Origin of the sequence: Mammaliicoccus sp. F-M27 (assembly GCF_022387115.1) — a bacterium.
In the GTDB taxonomy this organism is placed as follows: domain Bacteria; phylum Bacillota; class Bacilli; order Staphylococcales; family Staphylococcaceae; genus Mammaliicoccus; species Mammaliicoccus vitulinus.
Map to the genome: position 1 here is coordinate 180390 of NZ_JAJNIE010000002.1, position 20757 is coordinate 201146.

A 20757-nucleotide genomic window follows, 5' to 3' on the forward strand; every position below is an offset into this window, starting at 1 on the left:
TATTGATTACAAGTGTAAATGATAAACCGACAAATTCAGCTTTGTCAATTAAAACATTTTATAAAATTCTTTTTTCACATACTAACTGTATCATAATCCTCTATAATATCTTGCGCGTTTTGCACAAGCTTTGCACCTTCTTTAATTCTTTTATTTCCACCCTTACTTAACGTTTGAAAAATTGTCCCAGGACAACAATAAACATTTCGATTTTGTTCCAAAGCTAAATCAATTGTAATTAAAGAGCCACTACGTTCATCAGCTTCTGTAACAAGAACACCTTGAGATAATCCGCTAATAAGCCGATTTCTTTCAGGAAAATGCCACTTTTGTACTTTAGTAGTTGGATAATATTCTGATATGACAAGATGATTTTCCCTCATTAATTCATTGATATATCTCGTAGCTTTAGGGTAATGGTAATCTAGTCCAAAAGCAGCCACACCAATCGTTAAACCACCATGCTCTATCGTTTTTAAATGTGCAAAATAATCAGCGCCCATAGCCATACCTGAAACAACAACTATATTTTCATTTATAAGCTTTGGTATGATCGCATGACAAATTTGTTCAGAATACGTTGTAGCCTTCCTTGAACCGACTATAGCCAATTTTCTCTCATTATTCAATATTGACAAATCACCAATACCAAATAAAGCTAAAGGAAAATCATAAATTTCCTTTAAAAGCCTTGGATAAGCTTCATCATCGCTAAATAAAAGTTTTATATTTCTATGATGTAATGCTGCAAGAATTTTATCAATATCACTACATTCATATTTACTATACATTTCTACCATATTGTTATAATTAAATCCACTTTTATAGATAAACTCAAGAAATTCATTACGAGAATCGACAAAATGTAATGTTTGATCATACCTTAACATTTTATGCATGTGATTTGTCGTATAACCCGCATAGACTAGCCTTAATACAGTTTGTTGATAATGATTCATTAAAATACACTCCCTTATAGTGTAGATTTTCGGTGATAAATAAGCATGATAAATGACTTGTTGTAGATGTTATGAATATAAAGGGCAGTAACGAATGCTTTTAATTTTTCTGATGCGCAATAAACATAATTCGTACTAATTTCTTCATTATTATATTGTACTTTCTTCAAATAATATGACTGTTCTTTATATGTCATTTATACAAATTAATATCTTATTTGGATTGAATTGGGATTATTTTAGAAGTTTATGTGATTTTGATTTAATAAGAGGTTTTAAAGGTGTTGAATTTGAGGTTCTTTTGGAAAAAATTAAGAGTTGCAGTATATCTCTCGCTCTTAATTGTAAATATTTTACAATTATTATAAAGCATAAATGTAATTTAGTCTATAAAAAACCACTAACAAATCATTATATTTGTTAGTGGTAAAAATAAAATTGAAACGACAAATAAGCACAGTGTCTTCAACTCGTAAAAACACTGTACTTATTCTTATAAATGATTTTATTTAATTGTTAAGCATTTTTCATATAAACCGTCTTCTTTTTTAATACGGTTAATTAATGTTTCAGCAATAACAGATGGTGTATCTGCTGTTTCTACGCCACAATCATTAAGTGTTTTAATTTTTTCAGATGCAGTACCTTTACCGCCTGAAATAATTGCACCAGCATGACCCATACGTTTTCCTGGAGGCGCTGTTTGACCACCAATGAAACCAATTACAGGTTTAGTCATATTAGCTTTGATCCATTCAGCAGCTTCTTCTTCTGCTGTACCACCAATTTCACCAATCATAACAACTGCATAAGTGTCTTCATCTTCATTGAATTCTTTTAATACATCAATAAAGTCAGTTCCGTTTACAGGGTCTCCGCCAATACCAACTGCTGTTGTTTGACCAATACCTGCTTGCGTTAATTGATGAACCGCTTCATAAGTCAATGTACCAGAACGTGAAACGACACCGACATGACCTTTTTTATGGATGTAACCAGGCATAATACCGATTTTACACTCATCAGCAGTTATAACACCTGGACAGTTTGGTCCTACTAAACGTGTCTTTTTGCCTTCTAAATATCTTTTAACTTTAATCATATCAATAACTGGAATATGTTCTGTAATACAAATTGCTAAATCTAATTCAGCATCTGCACATTCAACAATTGCATCTGCAGCAAATGGTGCTGGAACATAAATTACTGATACAGTTGCGCCAGTTTCAGCAACTGCTTCTTCTATTGTATTAAATACTGGTACGCCTTCTACTACTTGGCCACCTTTACCAGGTGTTACCCCAGCAACGATTTGAGTACCATATTCTAACATTTGTTTCGTATGGAAAAGTGCTGTTGCACCAGTAATACCTTGAACTAATACTTTTGTATTTTTATCGATGTATACACTCACGTAAGTCTCCGCCTTTCTTATCGTTCTTGAACTAATTTAACAATTTTTTGAGCACCATCAGCCATGATTGATGCTGGTTCGATTGCTAAACCAGATTCTTTTAAGATTTGTTTACCTTTTTCAACATTAGTACCTTCTAGTCTAACAACTAAAGGCATATCTAATGAAACTTCTTTAACAGCTGCTACAATACCTTCTGCAATAACATCACATTTCATGATTCCACCGAAGATATTTACAAAAATACCTTCTACTTGTGAATCACCTAAAATGATTTTGAATGCTTCAGTAACTTTTTCTTTTGTAGCACCGCCCCCTACGTCAAGGAAGTTAGCCGGATTTCCGCCGAAGTGATTAATCGTATCCATCGTAGCCATAGCTAAACCAGCTCCGTTTACCATACAACCAATATTTCCATCTAAAGCGATATATGATAAGTCATATTTAGATGCTTCGATTTCTTTTTCATCTTCTTCTTCTAAGTCACGCATTTCAACGATATCTTTATGTCTAAATAAAGCATTATCATCAAAGTTCACTTTTGCATCAAGTGCTAAAACTTCACCTGCACTCGTTGTAACAAGTGGATTGATTTCAACAATTGAACAATCTTTTTCTACAAACACATTATATAAAGACATCATTAATTTAACAGCTTTATTTACTGATTCTTTAGGGATGTTAATATTAAATGCAATTCTTCTAGCTTGATAAGGCATTAATCCTGTTACAGGATCAATTACTTCTTTGAAGATTTTTTCTGGTGTTGCTGCTGCAACTTCTTCAATTTCAGTTCCGCCTTCTTCTGAAGCCATTAAAGTAATTCTGTCTGTTGCTCTATCAATTACAAACCCAATGTAATATTCTTTTTGAATATCGCATCCTTCTTCAATTAAAAGACGTTTAATTTCTTTACCTTCTGGACCAGTTTGGTGTGTAACAAGTACTTTGCCCAATAATTCTTTAGCGTACTCACGAACTTCATCAATTGATTTAGCAATTTTAACTCCGCCAGCTTTACCACGGCCACCAGCATGGATTTGTGCTTTAACTACATATACATTTGAATCTAATTCTTTTGCTTTTTCTACTGCTTCAGCAGGTGAAAAAGCCACTGAACCATTAGGTACAGCTACGCCCATAGAGCGAAAAATCTCTTTACCTTGATACTCATGGATATTCATTCTCCATCCTCCTATTACATACAATAATGTTTGCTTACTTCTTAATTATAGAAAATGAAAGCGTTATTGTAAACAAGTAGAGTCCAATTTCCAGAATTGTTAGACTAATATTTCACTTTTGATTTGATTGGCTCGAAAGATTTTCGATGAATTGGTGTAATTCCACAATTTTCAATACCTTCAAGATGGGTTTTAGTACCATATCCTTTATTTTTGTCGAAATCGTATCCAGGATACTCTAAATTAAATTCAGTCATCAGTTTATCTCGATATTCTTTAGCAATAACACTTGCCGCTGCTATTGAAACACTGTTCAAATCACCTTTAATAATTGAAGTCTGCGGTATATCGTTTGAAAGTCTCATCGCATCGATTAATAAATGATCAGGTTTATAATTCAATTGATCTATCGCTCTTTGCATAGCCACTTTAGTCGCTTCATAAATATTTAATTCATCAATTTCTTCAACTGATGCAATACCTATTCCTACAGACAACGCTTTATTATAAATTTCCTGTTCGAAAAACGAACGTTTACTTTGTGATAAAGCTTTGGAATCGGTAATGCCTAAATAATGATGGCCACATTCCAATATTACTGCACTCGCTACAACTGGACCAGCTAACGGTCCTCTACCTACTTCATCTATTCCACAAATAAGTGCATCTTGATTTTCACTTAATATTCGATTCTCATATTGGTTCATTTTTTCGTATTTCAAATTCAGTTCTTCTATCTTTTCTAACTGTTTTATCCTTTTACTTAAAGCGCTTTGAACGCCTTTTCTTTCATCTTCGTTATAGATTGAGCCATTTATTGCATCAATAGTTGCATATTGTTGAATCTCAGATGTTATTTCTTTAATGCTCTTTTGTTTCATATAGGCCATCCTTCATTTCATCATAAACATCAAAACAATAATTACCTATTTTTGCATTTCTTAAATCTCTAATAATCAGTTCTGTTACAGCTTCATAATCGATTTCATTTCCTCGTTTCAACATACCTCTTCTTTTGCCAATTTGATCAAACAAATCGATAACTTCATCTTCTTCATTTAATTCTATTTGATAAAATTGTTTTAATTTATCAGGATCATGATCTAAAAGGAAATTCAAGCCATATATCGCAACTTCATCTAAATGAACGATGCTATCTTTTATTGCTCCAGTTAAACTTAGTTTTTTACCGATCGCTTGATCTTCAAATTTCGGCCATAAAATACCTGGTGTATCTAAAAGTTCTAACTCTTTACCAACTTTAATCCATTGTTGTTTTTTTGTTACACCTGGTGTATTTCCTGTTTTAGCAATCGCTTTTTTGGCTAATTTATTAATAAGGGTAGATTTTCCAACATTAGGAATACCTACTATCATAGCTCTAATAGCACGCGGACGTAGTCCTTTACTCTTTTCTCTATCAAATTTTTCTTTAGTTGCAGCTTGTGCCGCTTTCATAAGTTCGCCTAAATGTTTACCATGTTTTGAATCTATTTGTACTGGATAGAAACCTTGATTTCTAAAGTATTGCGTCCATTTATCTGTTTCACTTTGTTTCGACATATCTTTTTTATTTAGTATAACCACACGCGGTTTTTGTTTGATAATGTCATCAATCATTGGATTTCTAGAAGATAGAGGTAAACGAGCATCTACAAGCTCAAAAACTACATCTACCATTTTTAATTGTTCAGTTACTTCTCTTCTCGCTTTGGCCATATGACCAGGGAACCATTGAATTGTCATTTATATTTATCCTTTCTTATCTAAAACTTATGAAATATGATATATTTACCATATCTATATAGGAGGTTTGTTATGCTCATATCAATAATAGTTCCTCTTTATAATGAGGAAACTAACATCTCTATTTTACATGAAAAAGTATCGAACGTCTTTTTAAATTTATCACATCAATTTGAAATAATTTTTATTAACGATGGATCGACTGATCAATCACTTAATGTTTTAAAATCTTTATCAGAAAGAGATGAGCATGTTAAATACATTTCCTTTTCTAATAACTTCGGCAAAGAGTCGGCCATGTATTGTGGTTTAGAATATTGTAATGGAGATGCTGTTATTATTATGGATTCAGATTTGCAGCATCCGCCTGAAATAATTCCTAAGATGATTCAACTACACGAAGATGGCTATAATCAAGTAGTCGCATTAAGAAATCGTCAGAATGAATCATTTATTAAAAAGATTCCTGCTAAAGTTTTTTATAAACTATCTCGATATATGATTGATGTAAAATTAAAAAGCGGTGAAGGAGACTTCCGATTAATTTCAAAAGAAGTCGTAAATTCCATTTTAAAAATGACAGAATATAACAGATTCTCTAAAGGAATTTTCGAATGGGTTGGTTTTAGTAAAACAACCATTACATTTGAACATCAAGAAAGAAATGATGGTCATTCAAAATTTTCTATTTTTAAATTAATTGATTATGCTATAGATGGCATCATTAGTTTTAATAATAAACCACTTCGATTATGCTTTTATTTTGGTGGGATTACGATGTTTGTATGCCTTTTATATATTTTTATAACATTTATTAATATCCTTCTACACGGCATAACAGAACCTGGTTATTTTACGATTATTTCAGCTATTTTATTTTTAGGCGGACTACAATTATTTAGTCTTGGTGTGATCGGTGAATATATCGGTCGCATATATTATGAAACGAAAGATAGACCGAAATATATTATTGAACAAACAAATTTAAAAGCGCATAAATAATTAAATATTGATATAGGTGAAATAGATGATAAACAAATTTAAACAATACTTACATAACAAACATGCAATCAAATATATTTTCCTATTCCTTATTTTAGCTATCTTAGGTCATAGCTATGTTCTTTATAGATATCTTAAAGATGGCATTATTTTCACTGGCCCTAATGATGGTATTGAACAAATGCTACCTATACAAATGTATTTATACGAACATTGGACGAGTGGTTCATTTTTCTATTCAACTGATTTAGGTCTCGGTGGAGATATGTTTATGGATTTTTCATATTACTTCTCTACGAATATTTTATTTATTATGAACGTTATTTTAATTTGGATAGGGTCATTTATTTTTAATTTTAATACTGAGCATATGCTTTTTTGGGCTCAAAATGCAATTTTCATATCCATAGTAAAATCGTTTTTAATTATGATGTTTACATTTCTATTATTTAAAAAATTAGGATTAAATCAATTATCTTCAATTGTTGCAGCATTTTTATTTGCGGTTTCACCTATTTATTTCAGATTTACAGTATACTGGCCTTTTTTTAGTGATGTATTTATGCTTTTACCTCTTTTGCTGTTAAGTATTGAAAGGTTTTTAAAAGATAAAAAAATAGGCCTACTCATTATAATCGTGGCCATAACGTTCATTAATAATTTCTACTTTGCTTATTATCAGTTATTAACAGGTCTCATTTACTTTCTATATCGATTTATATTTACGCACAAAGATGATATTATCCCAAGAATGCAACAGTTAAAGGTTCTTGTAACTGCTAGTATACTTGGTTTAGGCAGTAGTTTATTTATATTTTTCCATTCTGCTCGTAGTTTTATTGGCAATAATAGAGAAATTTATCAAGGTAAAATTCCTTTACTGTCAGACTTTACGAAACATGATAATATTTTTTACGACAATTATTTAATCGTTGTGTTATTCATTACGATTCAAGCATTGCTTACATATAAATTATATAAACATTATTATTATAGGTTATTCAGCATATTGACGTTCGTATTAATTATTTCAAGCTTTATTCCTTATGTTGATAGTATATTTAATGGGTTTTCTGCACCTCAAAAGAGATGGCATTACTTATTGACCTTTTTCTCAAGTGGTTTAATCGCTTGTTATGTTTATTATTTTAAATCCATACCTGTTAAACAATACATCCTAACTTCATTACCTGCTTTTATCGTGATATTTACAAGTTATTTCATAACTAACGATTACGTGATATGGATTTGGATGGTTCCCCTTTTATTTGTAATGGGTCTGCTCGTTTTAACTTTAAAAGTCAACCGTTCAAAACTGCTCATTGCATCGTATGCTTTAATGATTTTATTTTTATCATTTTTTGTATCAAAAGAACATAGTAAAAACCAAATTTATCACGATGATCATGAACGTAGAGCAAACGACTTTTATATGCAGGCAAGTACTTTTGATAGCGGGCTTCAACGTAATCATGTATCCACTTTAAAAAATCAAACTGATGCTGACGAAAGAATTTCTTGGAGAGTGTTAACACAAGATAATACACCAATGTATCAACACTTTAAAGGCATGAGTTTATATTCCAGTATTTTTGATGGTCAATTAAATCAATATTTGTTTAAAGACGCTAAAGTCAATTTACAAAACGAGTCTTTAAGTAGATACAGCAATTTTCAAGGCAGATCGAACTTATACAGTTTATGGTCTACAAAATACATGATGAAAAAGAGTTATCAAAAAGAATCTCCGGCAAACTTCAAAATAAAAAGTGATGATGGTAAATATCAAATTTTAGAAAACGAACAAATGTTACCTGCTGTCAAAGTGACTGATCAATATTATGATGAACGCACCATCAACAATCCTTTAGATTTGGAACATGCAATGATTAAAGGCGTTGTATCTTCTGATCATTCAAAAGAATATTCGCGTATAAATAAGGCACTGAATTTATTAAACGAAACAACTATTACAGCACGAAACGCAAATTATCATAACGATACATTATCGGTGCCTAACAACGGTGACGGTATTACAATAACATTACCTAAAGAAATGACAAGCAAGTACGAGGACATGTATTTAATGATGCATTTAGAACGCGCATTACCTCAATCTAACTTTACGGTTCAAGTAAATGACTATGATAATCATCGCTTGTTTGAAGATTCTAAATATCGAATGAATCAAGACGATTTACTTTATCGTATACCTGTACCGAAAGACGGTAAAATATTTATCGCATTGACAAATGGTAAATACAAATTAAAATTACAAGGTTTGTACGGAGAAAATTATGATACTTTGAAACAAGCTGATAAACAGAAAGATTACACATATCAAGAAAAGAATGGCAAAATTGATATACATTTAAAAGCGCATAAAGCAGGAACTACTGTAATCAATATGCCTTATAGAGATGGTTTAAAAGCCAAAGTTGATGGCAAAAAAACGTCTGTTAACAAAGTCAATCATATTATGACTGGTATAGATGTAGATAAGCAGGATAAACATATAGAAATAACTTATAAACCACCCTATTTTGTAACGATGATCATCGTCTCAATTCTATTTATAAGTTTAAGCATTTTATTCACAAGAAAAATCAACAACAATCCACCCCATCTTGATTAAAATAAAATCATCCAATCCGCAAATGATTCCAACGGATTGGATGATTTATTTTAAGTTAGGATTTATACCCTAAACTCTTATTAATATACGCCTTATAAATGAATGTTAAAGTTTAACAATTTATGAGTTTGGGAATAAGTAAGTGTTTACATAACATACAAATACGAGGTATCGAATATGGCAAAGCAATTTAAACACATTTTTTATTTATTACTTCTATCGATAATCCTGTCAGTTTTATATTACATACCGACTATATATAGATTTATAAAATTTGGTGATTTATATACGAGTGTTGGAGATGGATTAAAACAAATGATCCCTTTTCAAATGTATCTTATCCAACATGCTAAACAATTTACGATGTTTTATGATATAGGATTTGGACTTGGTGGTGATTATTTTTCTAACTTAAGCTATTATTATTCAACTTCTCCATTTGCATGGATTAGCATTTGTTTTGTCTTAATCTATCAGTTTTTTGCTGGTTCTGATCAATTGTTTAATATAGTAGTCGCTAACCAAATTGTAATCGCTATATTCAAATGTACATGCATCTTAGTTGTGACTTATTTTTTATTTTTAAAATACAACATCAATAAATCGTACGCATTTATCGGAAGCATGCTCTATGCTTGCTCAACGGTTTATTATTACTTCACGTTTACTTGGTCCTTTTTTAGTGATGTCATGTTCTATTTACCACTTGCTTTATTAGGTATAGAACGTCTCTTTACTCAGAAGAAAATAACTGTGCTCATACTCGCAATTGCGATTACGATTACGTCTAATTTTTATTTTACATATTATGAATTTATTATTTTAGCTTGCTATGCTATTTATAGAATGATTTTTAACTATAAAGATGACTTGTTATCAATTAAACAAAAATTCTTTTATTTAATCGTTTGTATTTTTATTGGATTTTTAATTGGAAATTTTGGTTTCGTTCAAGGCGTCATGTCTTATATCGATAACGATAGAAGTTTGATTAATAATCACATTGATTCAGTTATCCCATTTAAAAAACAATATAACATGTTGTATGGTGGATTTTATATTACGATATCATTTTTATCCGTAGTTGCTTTATTTTTAAAACCATTATATACAAAGTATTACTTTAAATTATTTGCTACATTCACAATTCTATCTTTAATTGGATCTTTATCACCTTATATGGACTCATTTTTTAATGGTTTTTCAATGCCTGAAAGAAGATGGGTATATGCAATGGCATTAATAACTGCTGGCCTTACAGTGATGCTTATACAGCATATTCATATGGTCACAGTAAAACAGTTTATTATGGCATCGATATTACCGATATTATTTATAGCTATTTCAGCAATTTGGCAGCAATCTTTTTATAGTTGGGTGATTTTCATACCAATATTGTTTATTTTATTATTGTTTAAAATAAAATACCCAATTAAGCATTTGAATATCGCTATCTGTTGTGTCCTTATTGCTTATCAGTTTACGCTTATACAAAATTACCAAGATAAAGTGCTTAAAAAGTATACACCGAATATTAATACAGTTAAAAAATCCAATATTTATTCACAAAAATTAGCTTCGGAAATTGAAAATTTAAAAGAAAATCAAGTTGATGATTTACGCAGAATTGATATGTTAAGACCTATCTCTATTAATTCACCCATGTATTATCATTTTAATGGAACGAAGCTTTATAGCAGTATTTACAGTGCAGAAATATCGAAATTTTATGAAAAAGATTTACTTATTAGCATGCCAAGAAATAGCAATAGTTATTATGCGAGCTTATCGGAAAGAGCTAACTTAAACAGTTTATTCAATGTAGACTATACTATAAAATCTAAAGATGACTTACACTATCCAGCCCTTTCAAAAAGGATAGATTCTTTTAAAGATCAAGGCGAGTATTTCCATGTATACGAAAATACAGAGAAATTGCCTAGTGCTAGAGTCGTCAAAAATACTTATCACAATACACAATTAAACTCACCAATAGAAAAAGAACATGCCATGTTAAATGGCGTTATTACAAATGATCAAAAATCAAATCAGCAAGTGAAACCAGCTAAAGACATACTCAAGTCTGCTCATATTTCATACAATGATGCATCTTACAACGGCAAACAATTAACTGTTACTAAAAATGGCGGTGGCTTAACAATCGATTTACCGAACAATACAGCTGACAAATATCAAACACTATATTTAATGATGGACGCCAAAATCATTAAGCCTAAAGATGTGAATTACTATATTTCAACAAATGAAAATAAAATTTTTAGATACAGATTGAATTATCCTTATATAAGACCTCATCACACTACAACAGCTAATATAAAATCTGCAAACACAGTACATGTAAAGTTGAAAAAAGGATCGTATCGTTTTAATTTAAAACATATATATGGTGAAGACTATCAACCGCTGAAAAATGCAGTTAAGAGCGCTCAGTCACAAAATATTAAATTTCATAACAAACGCACACATTACGAAATAGATTTAAATAAGAATCCATCTGGAAATCTTGTGTTACCCATCATTTATAAAAAAGGGTTAAAAGCATCAATCGATGGTAAAGAAGTGGATATAAATAAAGTGAATTACATCATGTCTAGTATCAAAGTCGATAAACATGATAAAAAAGTAACTATAACTTATGAATCCCCATTCTTTAAAATCAGTATTTTAGGAATGATTATAGGACTCGTGTTACTTATATGGCTTAGAAAAAAATTATAAAACTTAGTATTTTATAATTTCATGCCTTTTCTCAAAATAAATCACCCAATCCGTTGGATTCATTTTCGGATTGGGTGATTTTTATATTTTTAATTTTGTACAAAAAAGAGCAGAAATTCAATTTTAACAATGAATTTCTACTCTTTTTAAGTTCAAAGGTCAATGACCTAAGTCTTATTTTATCTAATTTCTTTAATACGAGCAGCTTTACCACGTAAATTACGTAAGTAGTAAAGTTTCGCACGACGTACTTTACCGCGACGTTTAACTTCGATTTTCTCGATTTTTGGAGTGTGTACAGGGAATGTACGTTCAACACCAACACCGTAAGAAATTTTACGAACTGTAAACGTTTCAGAAATACCGCCACCATTACGTTTAATAACTACACCTTCGAATAACTGGATACGTTCGCGTGTTCCTTCAACGATACGCACGTGTACTACTAATGTGTCACCAGAACGGAAATTTGGAATGTCCGTACGTAATTGGTCTTTAGTTACTGCTTCGATTAACTTATGATTACTCATTATTTTCTCTCCTTCTGACTATGTTCTTGCCCAATTTATATAAAATAATTTAATGCTAGCAGCGGACCATAGTAATTTCGTGTTCACACACTTATAATAATATATCACATTGTGTAAATTGATTCAATCTATTTTTTATTGTCATTTAAGAATTTTTTATCTTTTTCAGATAGAGGATATTGATCTAATAGATCAGGTCTTCTCGACTGTGTTCTCAATAAGGATTGTTGATGTCTCCACTTATCAATGTTTGCATGATTACCTGATAATAATACATCTGGTACTTTTAATCCTTCATAATCAGCAGGACGTGTATATTGTGGATGTTCTAATAAACCAGATGAGAATGAATCGTCTTCATGAGAAACTTGATTACCAAGCACGCCAGGAATAAGTCTCACAATGGCGTCTGTCATGGTCATACTGGCCAGTTCGCCACCAGTCAATACATAATCACCTATTGATATTTCATCAGTTACACAATGTTCTCTGATGCGCTCATCATAACCTTCATAATGACCACAAATAAAAATGATATGTTCACTTTCTGATAAAGATTCAGCTTTTTGCTGTGTAAATGGCTCACCTTGAGGACACATTAAAATAACACGCGTCTTTTCAGTCTTATCTAATGCTTTGAGCGCGTTAAATATTGGCTCAGGTTTGAGTACCATACCTTGTCCACCACCATAAGGGTAGTCATCAACTTGTGAATGTTTATTATTTGCATAATCCCTAAAATTCACTGTATTAAATTGAACAAGTTCTTTATCTTGTGCTCTTTTCATTATGGAATGATTTAACACACCTTCGTACATCTCTGGAAACAATGTTAAGTAATCAATTTTCATTAGTCTAATAAACCTTCCATAGGTTCAATCTTAATTGTTTTATGATCAACGTCAACTTGTTTAACAACATCTTCTATATAAGGTATTAAATATTCTTTATCACCTTTAACGACCCATACATCGTTTGCACCTGTTTCCATAATATCAACTACTCTTCCTAGAGCGTCTTCTTGAACAAATACAGTACAACCTATAATATCTGCATAATAAAATTCATTTTCTTCAAGTTCAATCGATTCATTTTCTTCATCTTGAAAAATCTTGCAACCTTTTAAATATTCAATATCATTGATGTTATGAATACCTTCGAAAGTTATCAAATGAAATTTTTTGTGTATTCTATGTGATGCAATTGTAAAAGGTATTTCTTCATTTTTATGCTTCACTTTAATAAGTTGACCTTTTTGAAATCGTTCGTCAGTAAAATCTGAATCAGTAAGTACTTTAACTTCACCTTTAATACCATGTGTATTGACAATTTTGCCTATTTCAACATTCATTGAGCCAAGCCTCCTCAATTGTTTCTTTATTAACAATAAAAAAGAGCACCGCATAGGCACTCTTAATTAACTTCTACAAACACTTTCTTGCCATACTCGTTCATTGAACCAGACACAATTGTACGAATGGCTTTAATCATTCTGCCCTTCTTACCAATAATTCTGCCAATGTCTTCTTCATGAACGTCTATATTGAACGTAATGCTAGAATCTTGTTCATCTTTAGATATATTGATGTTCTCCGGATAATCTACGAGCGGTACTATAATTGTTTGTATTAATTTTTCCAATATAATCTACGCTTTACTTAGAAAGTTTAGAATTATGGAATTTCTCCATGATACCTTGAGTTGATAAGATATCACGAACTGTATCAGTAGGTTTTGCTCCATCAGCTAACCATTTTAAAGCTAATTCTTCATCAACTTTAATTTCTGCTTCAGGTTTAGCAACTGGATTGTAAGTACCGATTGGCTCGATAATACGACCATCACGTGGAGAACGTGCATCTGCTACTACTATACGATAAAATGGGTTTCTTTTTGAACCCTTACGTGTTAAACGAATTTTAACTGCCATTTTCAAAAAACTCCTTACTCATTTATAATTTCTTTTCTACAAGTAAATACTATAACAGGATATAAATTGTTTGTAAAGTGTTTTCTCTTTACCAATTTAAATTTCATTTAAAAAAGAAGAACGATGGCGATTATAAAACACGTTTATATCGCACATCGTTCACTGTAATCCTTTGTTAAAATGGTAAATTCATACCTTGGAATGGATTACTACCTTTTTTGCCTTTTTTACCTTTTTTGTTGCTACCTGTAAATTGTTTCATCATTTTTTTCATATCGCCAAATTGTTTAATCAATCTATTAACTTCTTGTAATGTTCTACCAGAACCTTTTGCAATACGACGTTTTCTAGATACGTTTAAAATTTCTGGATTATTTCTTTCTTCTAAAGTCATAGAACGAATAATCGCTTGAACATTGTCAATTTGTTTAGGGTCCATGTTAGCATTTTTCATGCCTTTCATTTTGTTAGCCCCAGGAATCATATTCATAAGATCATCTATTGAACCGAGTCCCTTTACTTGTTCCAATTGTTCTAAGAAATCATCAAAAGTAAATGAAGAAGTTCTCATTTTCTTTTCTAATTCTTTAGCTTTCGTTTCATCTACGCCTTGTTGCGCTTTTTCAATTAAACTTAAAACGTCACCCATACCTAAAATTCTTGATGCCATACGTTCTGGGTGGAATATTTCAAGGCCATCTAGTTTCTCACTCATACCTATAAACTTAATTGGCTTGTTCGTTACAGAACGAATTGAAAGTGCAGCACCACCACGAGTATCGCCATCTAATTTAGTAAGCGTAACACCAGACACATCTAACGTGTTATCAAATGATTCAGCTACATTTACTGCATCTTGACCAGTCATTGAGTCAACAACCAACATAATTTCGTCAGGATTAGATACTTCTTTAACATCTACAAGTTCATTCATAAGTGTTTCATCAATATGCAGGCGACCTGCTGTATCAATGATTACGAAATCTAAATGCTCTTCTTTAGCATACTTCAAAGCATTCTCGGTGATTTCTTTAGGACTCACTTGATCACCTTCTGTATAGACAGGTACATCAATTTGTTTACCAACTGTTTGTAATTGTTCAATAGCTGCTGGTCTATAAACATCACATGCTACAAGTAATGGCTTTTTGTTATATTGCTTTCTCATTAACAATGCAAGTTTACCTGCAGTAGTTGTTTTACCTGCACCTTGTAAACCTACCATCATGACTATTGTTGGCGGCTTACTGCTCATATTAATTTTACTGTTTTCTCCACCCATCAACGACGTTAATTCGTCTTGAACAATTTTGATAACTTGTTGACCTGGTGTTAAAGATTGCATGACATCTGCACCTAATGCACGTTCAGATACTGTGTTAACAAAAGTTTTAACGACTTTAAAGTTAACATCTGCCTCTAACAATGCTAATCGCACTTCGCGCATCATAGCTTTAATATCTTGTTCTGTAACTTTACCTTTACCTTTGATGCGTTGCATCGTGGCTTGAAGTCTTTCGGACAACCCTTCAAATGCCATAAATTTCTCCTCCTATTCAAGAATTTCTAAGCGTTCTATTGCTTGCTTAAGTTCTTGATTATCTCCTGACAACCTTTTTAATTCATCAATAATCGATTGTCTTTCTTTAAATTTATTAAAGAGTTGTAATTTCGTTTCATACTCTTCTAATAATTCATCTGTTCGCTTTATATTATCATATACTGCTTGTCGACTCACATGAAAAGTCTCTGCAATTTCACTAAGTGCGTAATCTTGTAAATAATACAACTCTAGATAATTGCGTTGTTTTTCTGTTAATAATCCTTGATAAAAATCAAATAAGTAATTCATTCTCATCGTTTTAACAAGTTCGTTATTTTCCGTCATTATGATCAACTTCTTCAGTAGTATTTTCAACAGACTCATTTGAATCAATCATGTCTGCGAATAATCCGTAAACATAACTTTCCGCATCAAATGGCTGTAAGTCATCTAATTTTTCACCTAGTCCAACAAATTTTACCGGAATCTGCAATTCATTACGTATCGCTAATACAATACCACCTTTAGCAGTACCGTCAAGTTTTGTTAGTACAATACCTGTAACTTGCGTAACTTCTTTAAATGATTTTGCTTGAGACAATGCGTTTTGTCCAGTTGTAGCATCTAAAGCTAATAATACTTCGTGTGGTGCACCAGGTATATTACGGTCAATAACTTTTCTTACCTTCTGCAATTCATTCATTAAGTTTGCTTTATTTTGCAATCTTCCTGCAGTATCACAGATTAATATATCAGCGCCTCTACTTTTGGCAGCATTCACAGCGTCATACATAACAGCTGCAGGATCAGAACCTTCTTTTTGGCTAATAACTTCAACGCCAACTCTATCTCCCCATACTTTCAGCTGCTCAATAGCTCCGGCACGGAATGTATCACCAGCTGCTAATACGACTTTCTTGCCTTCTAGCTTATAACGGTGTGCTAATTTACCTATCGTTGTTGTTTTTCCAACACCATTAACACCAACCATTAATATAACATTTAATCGATCATCTTCAATATTCATACGGTCCAATTCTTCATCATCTTGAACATAAATATCTACTATTTTTTCAACAATAACTTCTCTTAACTCTTCAGTTTCAGTAATATTTTGGCGTTTAGCTTCCATGCGTAGCTCGTCTACCAATTCCATAACTGTGTTAAAACCGACGTCGGCTTGTATTAACATTTCTTCTAATGCTTCAAAAAAATCTTCGTCAACTTTTCTATACGTTGCTAATAAATCATTTAATTTATTTTGGAAATTCTCTCTAGATTTTTCAAGACCTTGTTTAAATTTCGCACCAAGTTGTTCAGATTCCCATTCTTCAAATTCATCTAATGACATTAAGCCATCATCAAATTGTACAGCTTCAGGATTTTCTTTTTCATTTGATTCAGGTGGTAAATCTTGAACTGGTTTTTCTTCTTGTGTTTCTAGTTCGTTTTTCGTTTCATCACTCGGAGAAAATTTATTCTTTAATCGTTTAAAAAAACTCATGATTGTAATGCCTCCAATTCTTCATCTTTAATTGATTTTAAATTAACACTCACAAGTTTAGAAATGCCTGCTTCTTGCATCGTCACACCATATAAACTATCAGCATAGGACATCGTACCTTTTCTATGTGTTATTACGATAAATTGCGTTTCTGCTTTTAATTTATTTAAATATTCAGCATATCTAATTACATTTTGTTCATCAAGTGCCGCTTCCACTTCATCAAGTATAACAAACGGCGCAGTTCTTGCTTTTAATATCGCAAATAGTAAACTAATTGCCGATAAAGCTCGTTCCCCACCACTTAACAATGATAAATATTGTCTGTTTTTACCTGGAGGTTGAACGACAATTTCAACACCTGCATCTAAAACGTCTTTATCAGTAAGCTGTAATTCAGCTCTTCCACCATTAAATAGAGACTTAAATACATTGCCGAAATGATGATTAACTTCATCAAATGTTTCTTTAAACCTTGTTGATACTTCACTATCCATTTCTAAAATGACTTGTTCTAATGTTTCTTTAGCTTCTAACAAATCAGTTCTTTGATCACTTAAGAAAGTATATCTTTCATTGACTTCTTTAAATTGATCAATAGCATTCATGTTTACATGACCTAATTCATCAATAGACATCTTAGTTAATTTCACAGTTTTTCTAGCTTCTGAAATATCTTCAGGCATTTCATAGAGTGACTGTGCTTTTTCAAATGTAAGTTGATATGTTTCATTTAAATGCGTCAGTTGATGTTCAATCATAATATCAATTTTAGAATGTTTACTCACCATATCTTGTAATCCAGTTTCTATACCCGAAATACTTTGATGTAATGATTGTGTATCTTGCTCTAATTGTTCAATTTCTTTTTGAATCAATTTATACTTATCTTGTTGATCCATCATTTTAGTTTCTATTTCATGCTTATAAACAGTGGACTGTTGAATTTGATTTTCTACTTTTTCAAACTGTCCGCTACCCGTATATTCATCAGAATTAATCAATTCTATTTGATCTTTAATTTTCGTTAAAGTATGTTCATATTCTTTTAAATCTTCTTTCAGCCTTCTTTTATCTTGCTCTTTCAAGCGATTTCGTTCTTTTTCAACTGCAAGATTTGAACGCTTTTCATTCAATTCGTTCTGGATTGTCTTTTCACTATCTTTATTGTTAGATAACGAAGCATTTAATTGATTGATTTCTTCATCAATTGTTTCAAGATCATTCTTAATTGTGACAAGTTTATTTTTCTTTTCTTGTAATGTTTCTTGACCTTTCACGTAATTATATCCATCATTTTTCTCAAATTCAAAAGTCTCATTCTCATCTTTCAGACGCTTTTCTTTAGCTAATACAGCATCTAGTTGTAAAGTTACTTCATGTTCTCTAGCTCTCAGTTCTGTACCTCTTTCTTGTGTTTTTGAAAGAGATTCTTCCAACTGTTGAACTTCTTCTTTTAATGATTTTACTTTTGATTCAACTTGAGTCGTTTGTTGCATGAAGTTTTGATATTTATCTTCAGTGGTTTTAAGCTCATCCTTTTGAGATAGCAAACTTGCTTTCTTTTCTTTACCGCCACCAGTCATAGCTCCGCCTGGCGTAATAACATCTCCTTCAAGCGTAACAATTCTATGCTTAAATTGAATGGCTCTTGCAATTTCATTTGCTGTTTCTAAATCTTCAGCAATGATTGTACTACCAAGTAAATGTTCTATTATATTTCGGTATTTAGGATTAAATTGAACACTTTCTGAAGCAATAGAAACAAAACCGCGACTGCTACTAATTTGATCGACAATATTTTGAGGCACAAAACGTTTTTTCACAACATTCATTGGTAAAAATGTTGCTCTACCTAACTTTTTATCTTTTAAATATTTTATAGCTAATCGCGCGTCTTTTTCTTCTTGAACGATAATATGTTGAAGTGAAGCACCTAACGCAATTTCGATTGCTGTCGTCAGCTTTGATGGTGTATCAATAATTTCTGCTACAGCACCTTCTACACCTTTTAAAGATTTTTCTTTTAAGACATGCTTAACGCCAGAATAAAAACCAGAGTATTCATCTTGCATACTTTTTAAAGTATTAATACGCGTCTTCATTTGTTCTGTATATCGATAGGCTTGATACAGTTTTGACTCATTATCTTTATACTCTAACTCTTTATTTTTCAGTAATGTCTGATCTGATTTATACTTTTCAGTCGTACTTTTAAGTTCAGTTTCTATCTCATTCAATCTTTGAGTGTATGTTTCTTTTTCGTCCCAAACTTTTTGAAGTGCATCGTAAACTTCTTTTTGACGACCATCTAATCTTGATTGTTTTTCTTGATGTGATGCTAATTTATCTTCTAAAAATCGAATATCGTTATTGATATCAGATTGCTCTGTCATCAGCTGATAATAACGATCTTTAAGTTGCTCAATTCGTTCTTCAAATGTTCCTTCTTGGTTTGTAAGAAGTGCTTCCATTTGATTAATTTCTTGAACCATTGTTTGATAATTATTTTTAAAAGTAGCTAATTCTTTATCGATTTCTTGAATTTGTTCAGAAATCTTATTAATTCTTAATTGTGAAGCTTGTTTTTCCTCTTCAAGTCTTTCGTTTGTTGCATCACTATTTTTTTGACGTTCTTTTAAGACTTCAAGTTGACCAGTATAACGTTCTAGAGACTCAGTTGCTTCGACTAATGACTTATTAGATTCTTGAATTTGATAAGAAACATTATCTCTCGACTTTTTCTTTTCACTTAATTCAAAAGTCATAGCATCTAGTTCATTTGTTTTTTGATCTTTTTGATTTTGAAAATGCTCTATATCTTTCTCTAATTGTTTAAAATCTTCATTTAAACTTTCAATATCATATACAGTTACCGTAATATCACTTTTTTTCATTTCTTCTTTCAAAGCAATATATTCTTCAGCAATCGCAGCTTCTTCTCTTAAAGGTTCCACTCGCGCTTCTAAATCAAAAACTATATCTTCGACACGATTTAAATTTTGTTCAGTTTGTTCCAATTTATGTGTCGCTTCTTTTTTACGCTTTTTATATTTTAATACACCAGCAGCTTCTTCTATTAAATACCTTCTATCACTCGGTTTAGCATTTAATACTTCATCAACTTTACCTTGCGAGATGATACTAAATGCTTCTTTACCCAAACCTGAATCTAAAAATAAATCAAGGACGGACTTCAGACGTGTACGTTCGTTATTCAAATAGTATTCACTATCACCATTTCTATAAAGTCTGCGTTCAACAGTGATCGTATCTTCATCTATATTTAATTTTCTAGAATGATTATCTAGTGTTAACTTAACTTCTGCATATTGACATTTCTTGCGTTCTTTAGATCCATTGAATATAACATCTTCCATCTTTGAACCACGTAAACTTTTAGCAGATTGTTCACCTAGAACCCATTTGATAGCGTCCGTAATGTTACTTTTACCACTGCCATTCGGGCCAACAATAGCTGTTACACCATTATCAAAATCTACATGTGTATGTTCAGCAAAAGATTTAAACCCATATGCATCTATTGATTTTAAATAAACCATAAACTACC

General features: G+C 31.5%; 17 protein-coding genes. 3 read left to right on the plus strand and 14 right to left on the minus strand.

The window, feature by feature from the left end; all coding sequences use genetic code 11:
* Positions 1-74 precede the first annotated feature (74 nt).
* The 5 genes from dprA to ylqF form a co-directional block, all read right to left on the minus strand.
* The gene (gene dprA / locus LQ598_RS03245; RefSeq protein WP_103323026.1) at positions 75-959 is read right to left on the minus strand and encodes a DNA-processing protein DprA; all 885 of its coding nucleotides are present in this window, start codon (positions 957-959) and stop codon (positions 75-77) included.
* Between the two features lie 505 nt (positions 960-1464).
* Positions 1465-2373, minus strand: coding sequence for a succinate--CoA ligase subunit alpha (sucD, locus tag LQ598_RS03250; protein ID WP_016910750.1), 909 nt, complete (start codon positions 2371-2373; stop codon positions 1465-1467).
* A gap of 17 nt (positions 2374-2390) precedes the next feature.
* Complete coding sequence (gene sucC, locus LQ598_RS03255) at positions 2391-3557, minus strand: ADP-forming succinate--CoA ligase subunit beta (RefSeq protein ID WP_103323025.1); 1167 nt, start codon at positions 3555-3557, stop codon at positions 2391-2393.
* Positions 3558-3661: 104 nt separating this feature from the next.
* On the minus strand, positions 3662-4438 hold the full coding sequence (locus LQ598_RS03260) for a ribonuclease HII (RefSeq protein ID WP_107537330.1): 777 nt from the start codon (positions 4436-4438) through the stop codon (positions 3662-3664).
* Positions 4419-5303, minus strand: coding sequence for a ribosome biogenesis GTPase YlqF (ylqF, locus tag LQ598_RS03265; protein WP_107537331.1), 885 nt, complete (start codon positions 5301-5303; stop codon positions 4419-4421). The genes LQ598_RS03260 and ylqF overlap by 20 nt, the downstream gene beginning before the upstream one ends.
* 72 nt (positions 5304-5375) lie before the next feature.
* Here ylqF and LQ598_RS03270 point away from each other — a divergent pair, with 72 nt between their 5' ends.
* From LQ598_RS03270 to LQ598_RS03280, 3 genes are all read left to right on the plus strand, one after another.
* Positions 5376-6305 carry a glycosyltransferase family 2 protein gene (locus tag LQ598_RS03270; RefSeq protein WP_107537332.1) on the plus strand — a complete coding sequence of 310 codons (930 nt, stop codon included), beginning with the start codon at positions 5376-5378 and terminating at the stop codon, positions 6303-6305.
* A gap of 25 nt (positions 6306-6330) precedes the next feature.
* Positions 6331-8940, plus strand: a complete 2610-nt coding sequence (locus tag LQ598_RS03275) for a YfhO family protein (RefSeq protein ID WP_107592803.1) — start codon at positions 6331-6333, stop codon at positions 8938-8940.
* Between the two features lie 177 nt (positions 8941-9117).
* On the plus strand, positions 9118-11679 hold the full coding sequence (locus tag LQ598_RS03280) for a YfhO family protein (RefSeq protein WP_107592804.1): 2562 nt from the start codon (positions 9118-9120) through the stop codon (positions 11677-11679).
* Between the two features lie 179 nt (positions 11680-11858).
* Here the strand turns inward: LQ598_RS03280 and rplS are convergent, their stop codons facing one another.
* The 9 genes from rplS to smc form a co-directional block, all read right to left on the minus strand.
* Complete coding sequence (rplS, locus tag LQ598_RS03285) at positions 11859-12209, minus strand: 50S ribosomal protein L19 (RefSeq protein WP_016910743.1); 351 nt, start codon at positions 12207-12209, stop codon at positions 11859-11861.
* A 128-nt stretch (positions 12210-12337) separates the two neighbouring features.
* The gene (trmD, locus tag LQ598_RS03290) at positions 12338-13060 is read right to left on the minus strand and encodes a tRNA (guanosine(37)-N1)-methyltransferase TrmD (RefSeq protein WP_103322967.1); all 723 of its coding nucleotides are present in this window, start codon (positions 13058-13060) and stop codon (positions 12338-12340) included.
* On the minus strand, positions 13060-13560 hold the full coding sequence (gene rimM, locus LQ598_RS03295) for a ribosome maturation factor RimM (protein ID WP_107536634.1): 501 nt from the start codon (positions 13558-13560) through the stop codon (positions 13060-13062). The genes trmD and rimM overlap by 1 nt, the downstream gene beginning before the upstream one ends.
* A gap of 62 nt (positions 13561-13622) precedes the next feature.
* A complete protein-coding gene (locus tag LQ598_RS03300) occupies positions 13623-13850 on the minus strand; it encodes a KH domain-containing protein (RefSeq protein WP_016910740.1) in 228 nt (75 codons plus the stop codon).
* 13 nt (positions 13851-13863) lie between these two features.
* Positions 13864-14139 (minus strand): 30S ribosomal protein S16, encoded by a 276-nt coding sequence (gene rpsP, locus LQ598_RS03305; protein WP_016910739.1) that lies wholly within the window; start codon positions 14137-14139, stop codon positions 13864-13866.
* Between the two features lie 175 nt (positions 14140-14314).
* Positions 14315-15679 (minus strand): signal recognition particle protein, encoded by a 1365-nt coding sequence (ffh, locus tag LQ598_RS03310; protein WP_107559316.1) that lies wholly within the window; start codon positions 15677-15679, stop codon positions 14315-14317.
* A 12-nt stretch (positions 15680-15691) separates the two neighbouring features.
* The gene (locus LQ598_RS03315; protein ID WP_016910737.1) at positions 15692-16027 is read right to left on the minus strand and encodes a putative DNA-binding protein; all 336 of its coding nucleotides are present in this window, start codon (positions 16025-16027) and stop codon (positions 15692-15694) included.
* Positions 16014-17186 (minus strand): signal recognition particle-docking protein FtsY, encoded by a 1173-nt coding sequence (gene ftsY / locus LQ598_RS03320; protein ID WP_016910736.1) that lies wholly within the window; start codon positions 17184-17186, stop codon positions 16014-16016. Before ftsY ends, LQ598_RS03315 begins: the two co-directional genes overlap by 14 nt.
* Positions 17183-20749: a chromosome segregation protein SMC gene (smc, locus tag LQ598_RS03325; protein WP_107592805.1), complete on the minus strand. Its 3567-nt coding sequence runs from the start codon at positions 20747-20749 to the stop codon at positions 17183-17185. Before smc ends, ftsY begins: the two co-directional genes overlap by 4 nt.
* Between the last annotated feature and the right edge of the window lie 8 nt (positions 20750-20757).

Bases quoted from the DNA above. Each gene is read 5' to 3' on its own strand.
- LQ598_RS03280 (WP_107592804.1), top strand. From the start codon at position 9,118: ATGGCAAAGCAATTTAAACACATTTTTTATTTATTACTTCTATCGATA.
- smc (WP_107592805.1), bottom strand. From the start codon at position 20,749: ATGGTTTATTTAAAATCAATAGATGCATATGGGTTTAAATCTTTTGCT.
- LQ598_RS03260 (WP_107537330.1), bottom strand. From the start codon at position 4,438: ATGAAACAAAAGAGCATTAAAGAAATAACATCTGAGATTCAACAATAT.
- rpsP (WP_016910739.1), bottom strand. From the start codon at position 14,139: ATGGCAGTTAAAATTCGTTTAACACGTAAGGGTTCAAAAAGAAACCCA.
- LQ598_RS03270 (WP_107537332.1), top strand. From the start codon at position 5,376: ATGCTCATATCAATAATAGTTCCTCTTTATAATGAGGAAACTAACATC.
- LQ598_RS03315 (WP_016910737.1), bottom strand. From the start codon at position 16,027: ATGACGGAAAATAACGAACTTGTTAAAACGATGAGAATGAATTACTTA.
- ylqF (WP_107537331.1), bottom strand. From the start codon at position 5,303: ATGACAATTCAATGGTTCCCTGGTCATATGGCCAAAGCGAGAAGAGAA.
- LQ598_RS03275 (WP_107592803.1), top strand. From the start codon at position 6,331: ATGATAAACAAATTTAAACAATACTTACATAACAAACATGCAATCAAA.
- dprA (WP_103323026.1), bottom strand. From the start codon at position 959: ATGAATCATTATCAACAAACTGTATTAAGGCTAGTCTATGCGGGTTAT.
- rimM (WP_107536634.1), bottom strand. From the start codon at position 13,560: ATGAATGTTGAAATAGGCAAAATTGTCAATACACATGGTATTAAAGGT.
- rplS (WP_016910743.1), bottom strand. From the start codon at position 12,209: ATGAGTAATCATAAGTTAATCGAAGCAGTAACTAAAGACCAATTACGT.
- sucC (WP_103323025.1), bottom strand. From the start codon at position 3,557: ATGAATATCCATGAGTATCAAGGTAAAGAGATTTTTCGCTCTATGGGC.
- ftsY (WP_016910736.1), bottom strand. From the start codon at position 17,186: ATGAGTTTTTTTAAACGATTAAAGAATAAATTTTCTCCGAGTGATGAA.
- ffh (WP_107559316.1), bottom strand. From the start codon at position 15,679: ATGGCATTTGAAGGGTTGTCCGAAAGACTTCAAGCCACGATGCAACGC.
- trmD (WP_103322967.1), bottom strand. From the start codon at position 13,060: ATGAAAATTGATTACTTAACATTGTTTCCAGAGATGTACGAAGGTGTG.